The 15982-nt window shown below is 72.7% G+C and carries 13 protein-coding genes; 7 read left to right on the top strand and 6 right to left on the bottom strand.

Annotation, left to right across the window (positions count from 1 at the left end; all coding sequences use genetic code 11):
* Positions 1 to 34 precede the first annotated feature (34 nt).
* Positions 35 to 1294 carry an Nramp family divalent metal transporter gene (locus F8279_RS01915; RefSeq protein WP_091423825.1) on the top strand — a complete coding sequence of 420 codons (1260 nt, stop codon included), beginning with the start codon at positions 35 to 37 and terminating at the stop codon, positions 1292 to 1294.
* Between the two features lie 55 nt (positions 1295 to 1349).
* Here the strand turns inward: F8279_RS01915 and F8279_RS01920 are convergent, their stop codons facing one another.
* From F8279_RS01920 to F8279_RS01935, 4 genes are all read right to left on the bottom strand, one after another.
* The gene (locus F8279_RS01920) at positions 1350 to 2294 is read right to left on the bottom strand and encodes an ABC transporter substrate-binding protein (RefSeq protein ID WP_151498919.1); all 945 of its coding nucleotides are present in this window, start codon (positions 2292 to 2294) and stop codon (positions 1350 to 1352) included.
* A 32-nt stretch (positions 2295 to 2326) separates the two neighbouring features.
* A complete protein-coding gene (locus F8279_RS01925; RefSeq protein ID WP_091423819.1) occupies positions 2327 to 3229 on the bottom strand; it encodes an ABC transporter ATP-binding protein in 903 nt (300 codons plus the stop codon).
* Positions 3226 to 4236 carry an iron chelate uptake ABC transporter family permease subunit gene (locus tag F8279_RS01930; protein ID WP_091423816.1) on the bottom strand — a complete coding sequence of 337 codons (1011 nt, stop codon included), beginning with the start codon at positions 4234 to 4236 and terminating at the stop codon, positions 3226 to 3228. The genes F8279_RS01925 and F8279_RS01930 overlap by 4 nt, the downstream gene beginning before the upstream one ends.
* A gap of 128 nt (positions 4237 to 4364) precedes the next feature.
* On the bottom strand, positions 4365 to 5411 hold the full coding sequence (locus F8279_RS01935) for an iron ABC transporter permease (RefSeq protein WP_091423812.1): 1047 nt from the start codon (positions 5409 to 5411) through the stop codon (positions 4365 to 4367).
* 119 nt (positions 5412 to 5530) lie between these two features.
* On the opposite strand from F8279_RS01935, the gene F8279_RS30865 reads away from it, so the two are divergent.
* Positions 5531 to 6463 carry a MerR family transcriptional regulator gene (locus F8279_RS30865; RefSeq protein ID WP_091423809.1) on the top strand — a complete coding sequence of 311 codons (933 nt, stop codon included), beginning with the start codon at positions 5531 to 5533 and terminating at the stop codon, positions 6461 to 6463.
* 4 nt (positions 6464 to 6467) lie between these two features.
* Positions 6468 to 6827: a YciI family protein gene (locus tag F8279_RS01945; protein ID WP_091423804.1), complete on the top strand. Its 360-nt coding sequence runs from the start codon at positions 6468 to 6470 to the stop codon at positions 6825 to 6827.
* A 37-nt stretch (positions 6828 to 6864) separates the two neighbouring features.
* Here F8279_RS01945 and F8279_RS01950 read toward each other — a convergent pair whose 3' ends face one another.
* Positions 6865 to 7338: a cytidine deaminase gene (locus tag F8279_RS01950; RefSeq protein ID WP_091423799.1), complete on the bottom strand. Its 474-nt coding sequence runs from the start codon at positions 7336 to 7338 to the stop codon at positions 6865 to 6867.
* Between the two features lie 140 nt (positions 7339 to 7478).
* On the opposite strand from F8279_RS01950, the gene hrpA reads away from it, so the two are divergent.
* Positions 7479 to 11474 (top strand): ATP-dependent RNA helicase HrpA, encoded by a 3996-nt coding sequence (gene hrpA, locus F8279_RS01955; protein ID WP_091423796.1) that lies wholly within the window; start codon positions 7479 to 7481, stop codon positions 11472 to 11474.
* Between the two features lie 104 nt (positions 11475 to 11578).
* Here the strand turns inward: hrpA and F8279_RS01960 are convergent, their stop codons facing one another.
* A complete protein-coding gene (locus F8279_RS01960) occupies positions 11579 to 12508 on the bottom strand; it encodes a LysR family transcriptional regulator (RefSeq protein WP_091423792.1) in 930 nt (309 codons plus the stop codon).
* A gap of 35 nt (positions 12509 to 12543) precedes the next feature.
* Between F8279_RS01960 and F8279_RS01965 the strand changes: the two genes are divergently transcribed.
* The 3 genes from F8279_RS01965 to F8279_RS01975 are packed head-to-tail and all read left to right on the top strand — an operon-like array spanning position 12544 to position 15963.
* On the top strand, positions 12544 to 13275 hold the full coding sequence (locus F8279_RS01965) for a succinate dehydrogenase cytochrome b subunit (RefSeq protein ID WP_175438795.1): 732 nt from the start codon (positions 12544 to 12546) through the stop codon (positions 13273 to 13275).
* Position 13276: 1 nt separating this feature from the next.
* The gene (locus F8279_RS01970; RefSeq protein ID WP_091423788.1) at positions 13277 to 15214 is read left to right on the top strand and encodes a fumarate reductase/succinate dehydrogenase flavoprotein subunit; all 1938 of its coding nucleotides are present in this window, start codon (positions 13277 to 13279) and stop codon (positions 15212 to 15214) included.
* Positions 15211 to 15963, top strand: a complete 753-nt coding sequence (locus tag F8279_RS01975; RefSeq protein WP_091423785.1) for a succinate dehydrogenase/fumarate reductase iron-sulfur subunit — start codon at positions 15211 to 15213, stop codon at positions 15961 to 15963. Before F8279_RS01970 ends, F8279_RS01975 begins: the two co-directional genes overlap by 4 nt.
* Positions 15964 to 15982: the final 19 nt, after the last annotated feature.

The raw sequence follows: 15982 nt of genomic DNA on the forward strand, positions 1-15982 counted from the left end.
TCTGTATCCCGTCGTCCGTCGTCGAGGAGCACCAGTGGTAACCAACGATTCGCCAGTCCTACCCCCGCTACGGACCGCCCGCGCCCCGCGCCCGGTCCGTGGGCGTCTCATCCTGCTCGGGCCGGCGTTCGTTGCGGCGGTCGCCTACGTCGACCCCGGCAATTTCGCCACCAACTCCACGGCCGGGGCCCGGTACGGATACCTGCTGGTCTGGGTGGTGGTGGCGGCGAACCTCGCAGCCATGCTGGTGCAGACGCTCACCGCCAAGCTCGGCCTGGCGACCGGGCGAAGCCTGCCCGAACTGTGCCGGGAACACCTGCCCCGGCCACTCAACCGGGTCATGTGGGCGCAGGCCGAACTGGTCGCCATGGCCACCGACCTGGCCGAGGTGATCGGCGGGGCGGTCGCGCTGTACCTGCTGTTCGGCGTCCCGCTGCTGCCCGGCGGCCTGATCGTCGGCGCCGCCTCGTTCGCCATCCTGGCGCTGCGCGCCAGGGGTTTCCGGACGTTCGAGATCGCCATCGCGGTGCTGCTCGGCGTGATCGTGCTGGCGTTCGCGGTCAACCTGGTCAGCGCGCAGCCGGACGTGTCCGACGCCGCGGCCGGGCTGCTGCCCCGGATGCAGGGAACCGACAGCATGCTGCTCGCCGCCGGCATCCTCGGCGCGACGGTGATGCCACACGTCATCTACGTGCACTCGGCGCTGACACCGAACCGCCTGCCGGCCGAGGGCGAGGCGCAGCGGCGTGTGGTCGCCAAGGGCCTGCGGGTCGACGTGCTGATCGCGCTCGGCATCGCCGGCGCGGTCAACCTGGCCATGCTGCTCGTGGCCGCGAGCAGCTTCCACGGCACCTCGATCCCCGGCACCGACACCCTCGAAGGCGTCCACGCCGGGCTCGCCACCACGCTCGGCACGGCCGCGGCGGTCGGCTTCGCGGTCGCCCTGCTCCTGTCCGGTCTCGCCTCCACGAGCGTCGGCACGTACGCCGGCGAGATCATCATGCAGGGCTTCCTGCGCCGCCGGATCCCGCTGCTGATCCGCCGGATGATCACGCTGCTGCCCGCGCTGGCGGTGCTCGCGATCGGCGTCGACCCGACCCGCGCGCTGGTGCTGTCCCAGGTGGTGCTGAGCTTCGGCATACCGTTCGCGCTGATCCCGGTGGTGATGTTCACGCGCCGCCGGGACCTGATGGGCAGCCTGGTCAACCGCCGGGCCACCACCGCCGCCGCGGTGACGATCACCGCGTTCGTGGTGGCGCTCAACGCGTTCCTGCTCTGGCAACTGGCCGCCTGAACACACCCGCGCCCGTCCGGCCGACGACGGCTGGACGGGCGCGGGTGATCGGGGCTCAGGCGGCCAGGTGCTTCTCCAGGTCGTCCAGGATCTTGTTGGCGGCGCCGACGCCGATGCCGGTCATCCAGATCTCGTCGGAGACCACGTGCGCCTTGCCGGCCTTGACGGCGGACAGGCCCTTCCACAGCGTGCCGCCGGTGACCTTCGCCTGCTCCGCGGCGGCCTTCTCGCCGTACGCGGTCACGAACACCACGTCGCCGTCGGCCTCGCCGATGCGCTCCGGGCTGACCCGGTCCATCCGCTTGTCCTCCTTGCCGGCGAGCATCTGCCGCTCGGGGCGGCCCAGGCCGGTGTCGCCGACGACGATGCCGGAGAACGAGTCCGGCCCGTACAGGCGGATCTCGGTCGGCATGAAGCGCACGATGGAGACCTTGCGGGACGAGGCGTCACCGAGCTTCGCGCCGAAGTCCTTCGCCCGCTTCTCGTACTCGGCCAGCAGATCCTTGGCCTGCTGCTCCTTGCCCAGCGCCGCGCCGTCGAGGAGGAAGTTCTCCTTCCAGGTGACGCCCACCTTCTCCGTGAACACGGTCGGGGCGATCTTGGCCAGCTCGTCGTAGAACTTCTCCTGGCGGAACTTGCTGCCGAGGATCAGGTCCGGGTTGAGCGCGTTGATCGCCTCCAGGTCCGGCTCGGTGAGCACGCCGACCTCGGTGATGCCGGCGAGCTTGTCCGCGCCGAAGTAGGTGGGCCAGCTCTTCGCCTCACCGGCGGTCGCCGCGCCCACCGGGGTGACGCCCAGCGACAGCGCGGTGTCGATCTTGTCGGTGTCGAGCACGACCACGCGCTTGGGCTCGACGGGCACCTTCGTGGTGCCCATGGCGTGGGTGATCTCCCGGGTCTCCCCGGTGCCGGTGCCGGCGACGGGGTCGCTCTCCCCGCATGCGGTGAGGCCGACGCCGAGAGCGAGGGCGGCGGTGAGTGCGACGGCGAGACGACGCATCAGGTTCCTTTCGGTGGTGCGGGCCGGCGCGCTCAGGCGTCGCCGACGGGGGCGCCGGCCGGGGCCGGCGTGACGGCCGGAACGGCCGAGGTCTGGGTGGAGCCGGTCTGGGTGCGGCCGGCCTGGGTCGACCCGGTCTGGGTGGACCCGGTCTGGGTGAGGGCGGGCACCACGAGCGGGGCGCCGCTGACCGGGCAGGGCACCACCACGCAGTCGAGCCCGAACACGTCGCGGACCAGGTCCGCGGTGAGGATCTCGCGCGGTTTGCCGGCGGCCACCACAGCGCCGTCGCGCATGGCGATCAGGTGGCCGGCGTACCGGGCCGCCTGGTTGAGGTCGTGCAGCACGGCCACCACGGTGCGGCCCCGCTCGGCGCGCAGCCGGTGCAGCAGGTCCAGCACCTCGACCTGGTGGGCCAGGTCGAGGAACGTGGTCGGCTCGTCCAGCAGCAGCGCGTCGGTGTCCTGGGCCAGCGTCATGGCGATCCACACCCGCTGGCGCTGCCCGCCGGAGAGCGTGTCCACCGCGCGGTCGGCGAGCGCGCCGACGTCGGCCAGCCGCATGGCCTCCTCGACCGCCCGCCCGTCCTCGGCCGACCACTGCCGCCACCACCGCTGGTAGGGCTGCCGGCCGCGCCCGACCAGGTCGGCCACGGTGATCCCCTCGGGCACCAGCGGGCTCTGCGGCAGGACGCCGAGCCGCCGGGCCACGTCGCGGGTCGGCAGGTCCCGGATCGCCGCGCCGTCCAGCAGCACCGCGCCGCGCCGGGGCGTGAGCAGCCGGGCCATCGTGCGCAGCAGCGTCGACTTGCCGCAGGCGTTCGGGCCGACGATCACGGTGAACGTGTCGGCCGGCAGGTCGAGGTCCAGCCCGTCCAGCACGGTGCGGCCCTCGTAGCCGACGACCAGGTCGCGGGTGGACAGCAGCGCGGTCACGACCGCCTCCCTCGGGTGCGGAGCAGCACGAAGATCAGATACGGCCCGCCGATCGCGGCGGTCAGCACGCCGGCCGGCAGTTGGGTGGGCGCCAGCAGCCGGCGGGCGCCCAGGTCGGCGAGGACCAGCAGCAACGCGCCCAGCAGCGCGGCGCACAGCAGCGGCGGGCGCTCGGCGCGGACCAGCCGGCGGGCCACCTGCGGGGCCACCAGCGCGACGAAGTCGACGGCGCCGACCTGGGCGGTGACCATGGCGGCGGCCAGCACACCCGTCCCGGCCAGGCCGATCCGCCGGGCCACCGGCCGCAGACCGATCCCGCGCGCGGTGTCGTCGTCGAGCGTGCTGCTGCGCAGCGCCCACCCGGCCCAGAGCAGCACCGGCAGCAGGACGGCGAGCGTGCCGGCGATCCAGGCCGCCTCGCTCCACCCCTTGCCGGCGAGCGTGCCGATCAGCCAGATCTGCGCGCGCAGCCCGTCGATCGGGTCGGCGGTGAGCATGACCACCTCGATCAGCGCCCGGAACGCGAACGCGACCGCCACACCGGCCAGCACGAACCGCTGGGCGGCCAGGCCGTGCCGGGCGCCGAGCGCGAACACCACCACCGCCGCGGCCAGGCCGCCGAGCAGCGCCGCCGGCGCCACCAGCACCGCCGCCGCGCCGCTGGTCAACGCGATCGTCGCGGCCAGCCCGGCGCCCTGGGTGACGCCGATGACGTCGGGGCTGGCAAGGGGGTTGCGGGCGACGCTCTGGATCAGCGTGCCGGCCACGCCGAAGGCCGCGCCGGCCACCGCCGCGAGGACCGCGCGAGGCAGTCGCAGGTCGCGCACCACGAGGTCGTACGGGGTGCCCGCACCGGAGAGCGACCGCACCACGTCCACCGGGGCGACGTAGGGCGTACCCAGCGACAGGCTGATCACCACGGCGAGGCAGAGCAGCACGAACAGAACAAGCGCCACCACGACGGGCCGCCACCGGAACGGCACCACCACCGCCCCGAGCCGCAGCACCCCTCGCCCGCGCCGCCGCCCACCGTCCCCACGTCGTTGATCTTGCACTTCGGGCCCTGCGGGTGCCCGGAATGCCCCTTCCGCCGGGGCAGCGAGTGCAAGATCGCGGGAGTGGGGGGCGGGGCGGGTCATGTGGTTACCGTCTTGGCTCGGTGGACCAGGAAGGCCAGGAGGGGCGCGCCGAGCAGGGCCGTGATGATGCCGGCGGGGATCTCGCCGGGCGGCGCGACCAGGCGGCCGGCCACGTCGGCCGTGAGCAGCAGCGCGGGGCCGAGCAGCGCGGCGACCAGGAGCGTCCACCGCTGGTCCGCGCCGACGAGCGCCCGGGCCAGGTGCGGCACCGCCAGCCCGACGAAGGCGATCGGCCCGGCGGCGGCCACCGCCGCGCCGGTGAGCAGCACGCCACCAGCCCCGGCGGCGAGCCGGACCAGGGCGACCCGGTGCCCGAGCCCCCGGGCCACGTCGTCGCCGAGGGCGAGCGCGTCCAGACCCCGGGCGGCGAGCGCGGCCAGCAGCACCCCGGCCACCACGAACGGCAGCACCTGCCCGGCCACGCCGACGTCGCGGCCGGTCAGCCCGCCGACCACCCAGAAGCGGTACTCCTCGAACGTGCGGGCGTCGATGCTGAGCAGCGCGTACACGATGGCGCCGAGACCGGCGTCGAGGGCCGCGCCGACGAGCGCGAGGGTGACCGGGCTGGCGCCCTCGCGGGCGCGGTTGGCGACGGCGAACACGAGCAGCCCGGTGAGCAGCGCACCGGCGATGCCGAACCAGACGTACCCGGCGAGCGTGCCGACGCCGAACACGGCGATGGCCAGCACCACGCCGAACGACGCCCCGGCGCTGATGCCGAGGATGCGCGGCTCGGCCAGCGGGTTGCGGGTGACCGCCTGGAACAGCACCCCGGCCAGCGCCAGCGCGAGGCCGACGACGAGCCCGAGGGCGGTACGCGGCAGCCGCAGTTCCCGGACCACGGTGGTGGCGTCGCCGCCGTCCGGGGACACCAGCGCGTGCCACACCTGGTCGACGGGCAGGTGCCGGCTGCCGAGCGCCAGGCTGGCCAGCAGCGCCAGCAGGAGCAGGAGTGCCGCCGCCACGGTGACCGCGACGCGGCGTACGGTGCCGCGGCGGACGGGAGCCCCGGCCCGCGCGGGCCGGACGGCGACGGTGGTCACGAGGGATCTTGGCCTTCCAGTTAGGTGCGCCTTACCTTAACTGACCTGCTAAGGCGTACCTAAGCGGGCGCTGTCGATGGGGTTGCGCCTCCACCGGGGGGAGGCGCGATGGTGGGCGCATGGACGGTGCGGAGCGCTACTCGATCGGTGACCTGGCCCGGCGGACCGGGCTGCCGGTGAAGACCATCCGGTTCTGGTCCGACCGTGGCATCGTGCCGCCCACCGACCGAGGGCCGGCCGGCCACCGCCGCTACGACGCGGCCGCGGTGGCCCGGCTCGACCTGGTACGGACGTTGCGCGAGCTGGGCGTGGACCTGACCACCGTGCGCCGGGTGGTGACCCGGGAGGTCACCCTGGCCGAGGTCGCCTCGGCGCACGCGGACGCGCTGACCGCGCAGATCCGCCTACTGCGGTCGCGCCGCGCGGTGCTCACGGTGATCGCCCGGCGCGGGGCCACCCCGTCGCAGGCCGACCTGCTGCACCGGCTGGCGGGCCTGGCCGAACGGGAACGACGGCGGCTGGTCGACGAGTTCCTCGACGCGTCCTTCGGCGGGCTGACCGATCCGGGGTTCGCGGGCATCCGCCGGTCACTCACACCGGAGCTGCCGGACGATCCGGACGACTGCCAGATCGAGGCGTGGGTGGAGCTGGCCGAGCTGGCTCTGGACCCGGAGTTCCGGGCCGGGCTGCGCCGGCTGGCCGAGCAGCACGCGGCCGACCGGGCGGGCGCCGAGGGCGTACGCCGGGACGTGGTCGCCGTGGTCCGGGAGGAGGTGGCCCCGGCGCTGGCCGCCGGTGTCGACCCGGCCTCACCCGGGGCAGACCCCGTTCTGGCCCGGGCGGCGGACCGGTACGCGCGGCTCTGCGGCCGGCCGGACGACGCCGGCCTGCGCCGGCGGATGCTGGACCGGTTGCGGACCGCGCGCGACCCTCGCCGGGAGCGGTACCTGGAGCTGCTCGCCGTGGTCAACGGCTGGCCACCGCCCGAGAGCCTGGCGCCGGTGCTGGACTGGTCGATCCGGGCACTGCACGCCCGGCAGCCCCTAGCCTGAGGACATGCGATTCGACAGGCACACGGTGGTGCTCCTGGTCCGCCCGGACGACGCGCCGGACCTGCCGCAGGACGCCCTCGACCGGATCCAGGACGCCCACCTGGCGCACCAGGCCGGGCTGGTGGAGCAGGGCGCGGTGCTCGCGGCCGGGCCGTTCCTGGACGGCGACGACGGGCGCGTCCGCGGTTTCGTGGTGCTGTCGGTGGACCCGCAGATGGCCCGTGAGCTGTACGCGAACGACCCGGCGGTCCGCGCGGGCCGGCTGGTCGCGCAGGTCAGCAGCTGGATGGTGCCGGAGGGTCAGGTTCGCTTCGAGGAGGTGCCGGTCCCCCGCTCGATGCTGGAGGCCGCGGCCGGCGACTGAGTGCCGCGGCTCGCCGCGCCCGGCCCCGGGCCCGGCTTCAGTCCTCGGCGGCCTGCCGGACGCCGGGCACCACAGGCACCGGCCACAGGGCGGCACGCGGCCCGGCCGGCACCTCGACCTGCTGGTCGGACCAGACGTACGTCTCGGGCAGCAGATCGGCGATCGGGATCGCGCGCAGCCCGTCGGGCGGGCCGACGATCACCTTGATCGACGGGAAGTAGTCGAGGAGCACCTGACGGCAGCGCCCGCACGGCGGCAGGACGCCCCGGCCCCGGTCCCCCACCGCGACGATGGCCTCCAGCTCACCCGCGCCCTGTGTCGCGGCGGCCCCGAGAGCCACCACCTCGGCGCACGGGCCGCCGGTGAAGTGGTAGACGTTCACGCCGCTGAACACCCGGCCCTCGGTGCTCCGCACGGCGGCGGCGACGGTGTGGTTGTCGCTGCGGCAACGCAGCTTCGCGACGGCGGTGGCAGCCTGCACGAGCGCCCGGTCGGTGTCCCGCATGATCATCCCCGCCCCTCGTCGGCCTCGTCCGTCGGCCTCGTCGGCGGCAACTTTATCCGGCGGGGACGGCCCGGGCAGGGAGGGCACGCCCGGCGCCGGTAACCCGGGGGCGGTCCGCCGCGCGGCTGCCTATCCTTGGCGACGACATGCAGAATCCAGCCGTACCCGCCGCCCCTGAGACCGCCCGCGACCTGCACCGCCGCCTCGGCCCCCTGATGTTCCGCGACCAGCGGCGGCTCCAGCGGCGGCTCGACGGCGTGCGCAAGCTGCGCGACCCGCAGCGGCGGGAGGCGGCGCTGGCCGAGATCGGGGCCGAGGTGACCCGGGCCGAGGCGCGGCTGGCGTCGCGCCGCGCGGCCGTGCCGGCGATCACCTATCCGCCGCAGTTGCCGGTCAGCGAGCGCAAGGACGACATCGCCGCCGCGATCCGCGACCACCAGGTGGTGATCGTGGCCGGCGAGACCGGCTCCGGGAAGACCACCCAGCTCCCCAAGATCTGCCTGGAGCTGGGGCGCGGCATCACCGGCCTGATCGGGCACACCCAGCCCCGGCGGCTGGCGGCCCGCACGGTCGCCGACCGGATCGCCGACGAACTCGGCACCGAGCTGGGCGACGTGGTCGGCTACAAGGTGCGCTTCACCGACCAGGTGGGCGACAACAGCCTGGTCAAGCTGATGACCGACGGCATCCTGCTGGCCGAGTTGCAGACCGACCGGATGCTGCGGCAGTACGACACACTGATCATCGACGAGGCACACGAGCGCAGCCTCAACATCGACTTCATCCTCGGCTATCTCAGGCAGCTCCTCCCCCGCCGGCCCGACCTCAAGGTGGTCATCACCTCGGCGACCATCGAGACCGACCGGTTCGCGAAGCACTTCGCCGACGCCGACGGCAACCCGGCGCCCGTGGTCGAGGTGTCCGGGCGCACGTACCCGGTGGAGGTCCGTTACCGGCCACTGGTCGAGGTCACCGAGACCGAGGAGGAGGACGAGGCCGACGAGGAGAACGTCCGGGACCAGATCCAGGCGATCGGCGACGCGGTCGAGGAGCTGGCCACCGAGGGGCCGGGCGACATCCTCGTGTTCCTCAGCGGGGAGCGGGAGATCCGGGACACCGCCGACGCGCTGGGCAAGCTGGTGCAGAAGAAGCGGTCGCTGCTCGGCACCGAGATCCTGCCGCTGTACGCCCGGCTCTCCACCGCCGAGCAGCACCGGGTCTTCGCCGCGCACAGCAACCGCCGGGTGGTGCTGGCCACGAACGTCGCGGAGACCTCGCTGACGGTGCCCGGCATCAAGTACGTGGTGGACCCGGGCACCGCCCGGATCTCCCGCTACTCCAGCCGGCTCAAGGTGCAGCGGCTGCCGATCGAGCCGGTCTCGCAGGCCAGCGCCAACCAGCGCAAGGGCCGCTGCGGGCGTACCTCGGACGGCATCTGCATCCGCCTCTACGACGAGCAGGACTTCACCTCCCGCCCCGAGTTCACCGACCCGGAGATCCTGCGGACCAACCTGGCCTCGGTCATCCTCCAGATGACATCGATCGGGCTCGGCGACGTCGCGGCGTTCCCGTTCATCGACCCGCCGGACCGGCGCAACGTCGCCGACGGCGTCAACCTGCTGCACGAGCTGGGCGCGCTGGACCCGGCCGAGACCGACCCGGCGAAGCGACTCACCGCCCTGGGGCGGCGGCTGGCCCAGCTCCCGGTCGACCCCCGGCTGGCCCGGATGGTCCTGGAGGGCGAGCGCAACGGCTGCGCCACCGAGGTGGTGGTGATCGCCGCCGCGCTGTCCATCCAGGACCCGCGCGAACGCCCGGCCGACAAGCAGGCCCAGGCCGACCAGGCGCACGCCCGGTTCGCCGACTCCGAGTCGGACTTCGTCGCGTACCTGAACCTGTGGCGGTATCTGCGGGAGAAGCAGCGGGAACTGTCCTCCAGCGCGTTCCGCCGGATGTGCAAGGCCGAATACCTCAACTACCTTCGGGTACGCGAGTGGCAGGACATCGTCAGCCAGTTGCGCCAGGTCCTGCGTACCTCGGACAAGGGTGAGGGCCGCCGCGGCGCCGGGGCCGACCTGCCGGAGGAGATCGACACCCCGAAGGTGCACCAGTCGCTGCTGCCCGGCCTGCTGTCGCACCTCGGCCTCAAGGACGCGCAGAAGCACGAGTACCTCGGCGCGCGGGGCGCGAAGTTCGGGATCTTCCCCGGGTCGGCGTTGTTCAAGAAGCCGCCGCGCTGGGTGATGGCCGCCGAGCTGGTGGAGACGTCGCGGCTGTGGGGCCGGGTGGCCGGGCGGGTCGAGCCGGAGTGGGTCGAGCCGCTGGCCCAGCACCTGGTCAAGCGCAGCTACAGCGAGCCGCACTGGGAGAAGAAGCAGGCCGCGGTGATGGCCTACGAGAAGGTCACGCTGTACGGCATCCCGATCGTCACCTCCCGCAAGGTGAACTTCGGGCGGATCGACGCAGGTCTGAGCCGGGAGCTGTTCATCCGGCACGCCCTGGTGGAGGGCGACTGGCAGACGCACCACCAGTTCTGGCGGGACAACCAGAAGCTCCTGACCGAGATCGAGGAGCTGGAGAACCGGGCCCGGCGCCGCGACATCCTGGTCGACGACGAGACCATCTTCGCCTTCTACGACCAGCGGATCCCCGCCGACGTGGTCTCCGGCCGGCACTTCGACTCCTGGTGGAAGAAGACCCGCCGGGAACAGCCCGAGCTGCTCACGTTCACCCGCGAACTGCTCGTCAACGACGGCCGGAGCGGGGTGGACGAGGGGGACTTCCCGGACGAGTGGCGGGCCGACGGCGTGACGCTGCCGCTGACGTACACGTTCGACCCGACCGCGCCCACCGACGGCGTGACGGTGGACATCCCGCTGCCGCTGCTCAACCAGGTGCCGGCGGAGACCTTCGACTGGCAGGTGCCGGGGCTGCGCGAGGAACTGGTGATCGCGCTGATCCGGTCGCTGCCCAAGCCGGTGCGGCGCAACTTCGTGCCGGTGCCCGACTTCGCCCGCGCCGCGCTGGCCGCGATCACCCCGGGCGAGGAGCCGCTGCTCGCCGCGCTGACCCGGGAGTTGCGCCGGATGACCGGCGTGACCGTACCGGCGGACGCGTGGGACCTGGGCCGGCTGCCGCCGCACCTGCGGGTCACGTTCCGGGTGCTCGGCGACGACGACAAGCCGGTCGCCGAGGGCAAGGATCTGCCGGCGCTGCAACGCGAGCTGCGCCAGGAGGTACGCCAGGTCGTGGCCGCCGCCGCGCCGGACGTGGCCCGTACCGGGCTGACCGAGTGGTCGATCGGCGCGCTGCCGCGCAGCATCGAGCAGGTACGCGCCGGCTTCGCGGTGACCGCGTACCCGGCGCTGGTGGACGAGGGCGCGACGGTCGGGGTGAAGGTGTTCGACTCCGCCGCCGAGCAGGAGGCCGCGCACTGGGCGGGCACCCGGCGGCTGCTGCGGCTGACGCTGCCGTCGCCGGCGAAGTTCCTCCAGGGGCGGCTGAGCAACGAGGCGAAACTGGCGCTGTCCCGCAACCCGCACGGCAGCGTGCCGGAGCTGATCGAGGACGCGGCCGGCGCGGCGATCGACAAGCTGATCGGTGACGCGGGCGGTCCCGCCTGGGATGCCGAGGGCTTCGCCGCGCTGCGCGACAGGGTGCGCGCCGACCTGGTGGACACGGTCGTCGAGGTGATGGAGCGGGTGCGGCGGGTGCTCGCCGCCGGGTACGCGGTGGAGCAGCGGCTCGGCGCCACCCGCAACCTGGCGGTGGTGGCCGCGCTGGCCGACATCCGCGGCCAGCTCACCGGCCTGGTGCACAAGGGCTTCGTGACCGAGACGGGGTACGCGCGCCTGCCCGACCTGCTGCGCTACCTGACCGCGATCGAGCGGCGGCTGGACCGGCTGGCCGGCAACCCGCAGCGGGACAAGTCTCAGCAGGACCGCGTCGCCGTGGTGCAGAAGGAGTACCAGGACATGCTCGCCGCGCTGCCCCCGCCGAGGCGCGCGACCCCGGCGGCCCGCCAGATCCGCTGGATGATCGAGGAGCTTCGGGTGAACGTCTTCGCCCAGGCCCTGGGAACCCCCTACCCGGTGTCGGAGCAGCGCATCTACCGAGCCATGGACGACGCCGAGGGCCGCTGACCCCCCCTCGACGCGTTGATCTTGCACTTGGCGCCCCCGCACCGGGGTTTTCGCCCCTTTCGCCGGGGCCCAATGTGCAAGATCAACGACGCGGCGGGGCGGGGCTACAGCGGCTCTACGCCTGGGGGGAGTTCGGCGGTGGCGGTGGCGTCGTGGACGTACTCCAGGAGGATGCGGCGCAGCTCGCGCCCGGCATGGGTGGGCACCACGTCGCGGCGGCGGGCCACCGCGATGGTCCGGCGGACGCCGGGCGGGACGAGCCGGGTGACCCGGATGCCGGCCCGGCGGGCCACCACGATGCCGGGCACCAGCGCGACGCCGAGCCCGGCCTCGACGAAGCTGAGCACCGCGTCCATCTCCCCGCCGTCCACGGACAGGGTCGGCTCGAAGCCGGCCGCACGGCACGCCTGGAGCGTGGCGTCGCGCAGGTCGTAGCCCTCGCGGAACATGACGAGCGGCTGGTCGCGCAGGTCGGTGATGCGCAGCTCCCCCTCGGGCGAGGCGCCGGGCAGCGGATCGACCGAGGCGACCACGAGGCTCTCGCGCAGGATCGGGTCGGCGCGCAGCCCCGGGTCGGTGCCGGCCGACGGCATGATGATCAGGGCGAGGTCGAGGTCGCCGCGGAGCAGGTCCCGGACGAGGTCCTGCGAGCCGCCCTCCTCGACCCGCAGGTCGACAGTGGGGTACGCGTCGCGGAACCGCCGCAGCACCGGCGGGGCGAGCGAGGTGGCCAGGCTGGGTGTGGCGCCGAGCCGGACCCGGCCACGGCGCAGCCCCACCAGCTCCTGCACCTCGCGGGTCGCGGTCTCCACGTCGGCCAGGATCCGCTTGGCCAGCGGCAGCAGCACCTCGCCGGCCGCGGTGAGTGTGATGTTGCCCCTTACCCGTTCGAACAACGGGGCACCGAGGTCGGCCTCCAGCGCGTGAATTTGCTTACTCAACGAGGGCTGGGTTATGCCGACAAGATCGGCTGCCTGGGTGAAATGTCGTACTTCGGCGACCGCTACGAAGTACCGAAGCTGATGGAGCTGCATCTACATAGCTTACGGCTATCAACACTGCGATTTCGATGCATTGGACGCCTGATCGAAGTGCTCCTAGCGTCGTTCGCGTGGTAATCACGAAAACTCGGTCGCCCATCCGCTCGAACGTCGGCCTCAAGGCCGTCATGGCGGTGACGGGCATCATCCTTGTGCTGTTCCTGATCCTGCACATGCTCGGGAACCTGAAGATCTTCACGGGCGAGACGTCGTTCGACCACTACGCGCACTGGCTGCGGGACATCGGCACGCCGCTGCTGCCCACGACCTGGTTCCTGTGGATCCAGCGCACGGTGCTCACCGCGGCCGTCCTCGGGCACATCGGTGCCGCCACCGTGCTCGCGATGCGGTCCCGGGCCGCCCGCCCGGTGAAGTACGCGCACCGCCGCAAGATCCACGTGAACTACGCGGCCCGCACGATGCGCTGGGGTGGTGTGATCATCCTGCTCTTCGTGATCTACCACATCCTGGACCTGACCACGGGTCACCTGAACCCGCAGGGCGACCCGTCGAACCCGTACGGCAACGTGGTCGCCGGCTTCGCGCCGGAGCGCTGGTACGTCACGCTCTTCTACACCCTCGCGCTGGTGACCCTCGGCTTCCACCTGCGCCACGGCGCCTTCAGCGCGTTCCGCAGCCTCGGCCAGCAGACGCCCAAGGGCGAGCGCCGGGCCCGGATCGCCGCGCTCGTCTTCGCCGTCGCGCTCGTCGGCGGCTACCTGCTGGTCCCGTTCGCCGTGATCACCGGATTGGTGGCCTGACATGGATCTCTACACCGAGGGCGACCCGATCGCCGACACCCGGGCCCCGGACGGCCCGGTCGAGACGCGGTGGGAGCGCCACCGCTTCGAGATGAAGCTGGTCAACCCGGCCAACCGCCGGAAGATGACGGTGATCGTGGTCGGCACCGGCCTGGCCGGCGGCTCCGCCGCCGCCACGCTGGCCGAGCAGGGCTACCAGGTGCGGTCCTACTGCTACCAGGACAGCCCGCGCCGGGCCCACTCGATCGCCGCGCAGGGCGGCATCAACGCCGCCAAGAACTACCGCAACGACGGCGACTCGGTGCACCGGCTCTTCTACGACACGGTCAAGGGCGGCGACTTCCGCTCCCGTGAGTCGAACGTGCACCGGCTGGCCGAGGTGTCGGTCAACATCATCGACCAGTGCGTGGCCCAGGGCGTGCCGTTCGCCCGCGAGTACGGCGGCCTGCTGGACACGCGCTCCTTCGGCGGCGCCCAGGTGCAGCGCACCTTCTACGCCCGGGGCCAGACGGGCCAGCAGCTGCTGCTCGGCGCGTACCAGGCCCTGGAGCGGCAGATCGGCCTGGGCAACGTGGAGATGAACGCCCGCCACGAGATGCTCGAACTGGTCCTCGTCGACGGCCGTGCGCGCGGCATCGTGGTGCGCGACATGGTCACCGGCGAGATCAGCACCGAGATGGCCGACGCGGTCGTGCTCGCCTCCGGCGGCTACGGCAACGTCTTCTACCTCTCCACGAACGCCAAGGGCTGCAACGTCACCGCCTCCTGGCGGGCGCACCGCAAGGGCGCGTACTTCGCCAACCCCTGCTACACCCAGATCCACCCGACCTGCATCCCGGTCTCCGGCGACCACCAGTCGAAGCTGACCCTGATGAGCGAGTCGCTGCGCAACGACGGCCGGGTGTGGGTGCCCAAGGCCAAGGGCGACCAGCGCAGCCCGCGGGAGATCCCCGAGGACGAGCGGGACTACTACCTGGAGCGGATCTACCCGTCCTTCGGCAACCTGGTCCCCCGCGACATCGCCTCCCGCGCTGCGAAGAACGTCTGCGACTCCGGACGCGGCGTCGGCCCGACCGGCCTCGGCGTCTACCTGGACTTCGCCGACGCGATCAACCGGCTCGGCCGCAAGGCCATCGAGGCCAAGTACGGCAACCTCTTCGAGATGTACGAGCGGATCACCGGCGAGGATCCGTACGAGGTGCCGATGCGGATCTACCCCGCCGTGCACTACACGATGGGCGGTCTCTGGGTCGACTACGACCTCCAGTCGAGCATCCCCGGCCTGTTCGTGATCGGTGAGGCCAACTTCTCCGACCACGGCGCGAACCGGCTCGGCGCCTCGGCGCTGATGCAGGGCCTGGCCGACGGCTACTTCGTGCTGCCGAACACGCTCGCCAACTACCTGGCCTCCTCCGGCCCGCTGGACAAGGTCGACGCCAGCCACCCCGAGGCGGTCGCGGCGCGTACCGAGGTCGAGGACCGGATCAAGCGGCTGCTCGCGATCAACGGCGACCGCACCGTGGACTCGTTCCACCGCGAGCTGGGCCAGATCATGTGGGAGCACTGCGGCATGGAGCGCTCCGAGGCCGGGCTGCGCAAGGCGATCGACGAGATCCGCGCGCTGCGCGAGCAGTTCTGGCAGCGGGTGCGCGTCCCGGGCGACGGCGAGGGGCTCAACCAGTCGCTGGAGAAGGCCGGCCGGGTGGCCGACTTCTTCGAGCTGGCCGAGCTGATGTGCATCGACGCCCTGCACCGCGAGGAGTCCTGCGGCGGCCACTTCCGGGCCGAGCACCAGACGCCCGACGGCGAGGCGCAGCGCGACGACGACCGGTTCGCCTACGTGGCGGCCTGGGAGTACACCGGCACCGGTGAGCCCGTGCTGCACAAGGAAGACCTGACCTTCGAATACGTCCACCCCACGCAGCGGAGCTACAAGTGAACCTGACCCTGCGCATCTGGCGCCAGCACGGCCCCGAGGACAAGGGTCGGATGGTGACCTACCCGGTGCAGGACGTGTCCCCGGACATGTCCTTCCTGGAGATGCTCGACGTACTCAACGAGCGGCTGATCCTGGACGGCGAGGAGCCAATCGCGTTCGACCACGACTGCCGCGAGGGCATCTGCGGCATGTGCAGCCTCATGATCAACGGTGAGGCGCACGGCCCGCAGCGCGGCACCACCGCCTGCCAGCTGCACATGCGGCAGTTCTCCGACGGCGACACGATCGACATCGAGCCCTGGCGGGCCCGCGCCTTCCCGGTCGTCAAGGACCTGGTCGTCAACCGCAACGCGTTCGACCAGATCATCGCCGCCGGCGGCTACGTCACCGCGCCGACCGGCAGCGCCCCGGAGGCGCACTCGGTGCCGGTGCCGAAGGCCGACGCGGACGCCGCGTTCGAGTCTGCGGCCTGCATCGGCTGCGGCGCCTGCGTGGCGGCCTGCCCGAACGGCTCCGGCATGCTGTTCACCGCCGCGAAGATCACCCAGCTCTCGCTGCTGCCGCAGGGCCAGCCGGAGCGCTACACCCGGGTGATCGGCATGGTGGACGCGCACGACGAGGCCGGCTTCGGCGGCTGCACCAACATCGGCGAGTGCGCCTCGGCCTGCCCGAAGGGCATCCCGCTGAACACCATCGGCCGGCTCAACCGGGACTACCTGAAGGCGACGGCCAAGCGCGCCGGCTCCTGACCGGACACCGCACGACCCA

Source organism: Micromonospora sp. AMSO1212t, assembly GCF_008868145.1.
GTDB lineage: Bacteria > Actinomycetota > Actinomycetes > Mycobacteriales > Micromonosporaceae > Micromonospora > Micromonospora tulbaghiae.

Excerpts from the sequence above, each read along its gene's own strand:
- F8279_RS30865 (WP_091423809.1), top strand. The coding sequence starts at position 5,531 with ATGGACGGTGCGGAGCGCTACTCGATCGGTGACCTGGCCCGGCGGACC.
- F8279_RS01945 (WP_091423804.1), top strand. The coding sequence starts at position 6,468 with ATGCGATTCGACAGGCACACGGTGGTGCTCCTGGTCCGCCCGGACGAC.
- F8279_RS01960 (WP_091423792.1), bottom strand. The coding sequence starts at position 12,508 with ATGCAGCTCCATCAGCTTCGGTACTTCGTAGCGGTCGCCGAAGTACGA.
- F8279_RS01950 (WP_091423799.1), bottom strand. The coding sequence starts at position 7,338 with ATGATCATGCGGGACACCGACCGGGCGCTCGTGCAGGCTGCCACCGCC.
- F8279_RS01965 (WP_175438795.1), top strand. The coding sequence starts at position 12,544 with ATGCATTGGACGCCTGATCGAAGTGCTCCTAGCGTCGTTCGCGTGGTA.
- hrpA (WP_091423796.1), top strand. The coding sequence starts at position 7,479 with ATGCAGAATCCAGCCGTACCCGCCGCCCCTGAGACCGCCCGCGACCTG.
- F8279_RS01920 (WP_151498919.1), bottom strand. The coding sequence starts at position 2,294 with ATGCGTCGTCTCGCCGTCGCACTCACCGCCGCCCTCGCTCTCGGCGTC.
- F8279_RS01970 (WP_091423788.1), top strand. The coding sequence starts at position 13,277 with ATGGATCTCTACACCGAGGGCGACCCGATCGCCGACACCCGGGCCCCG.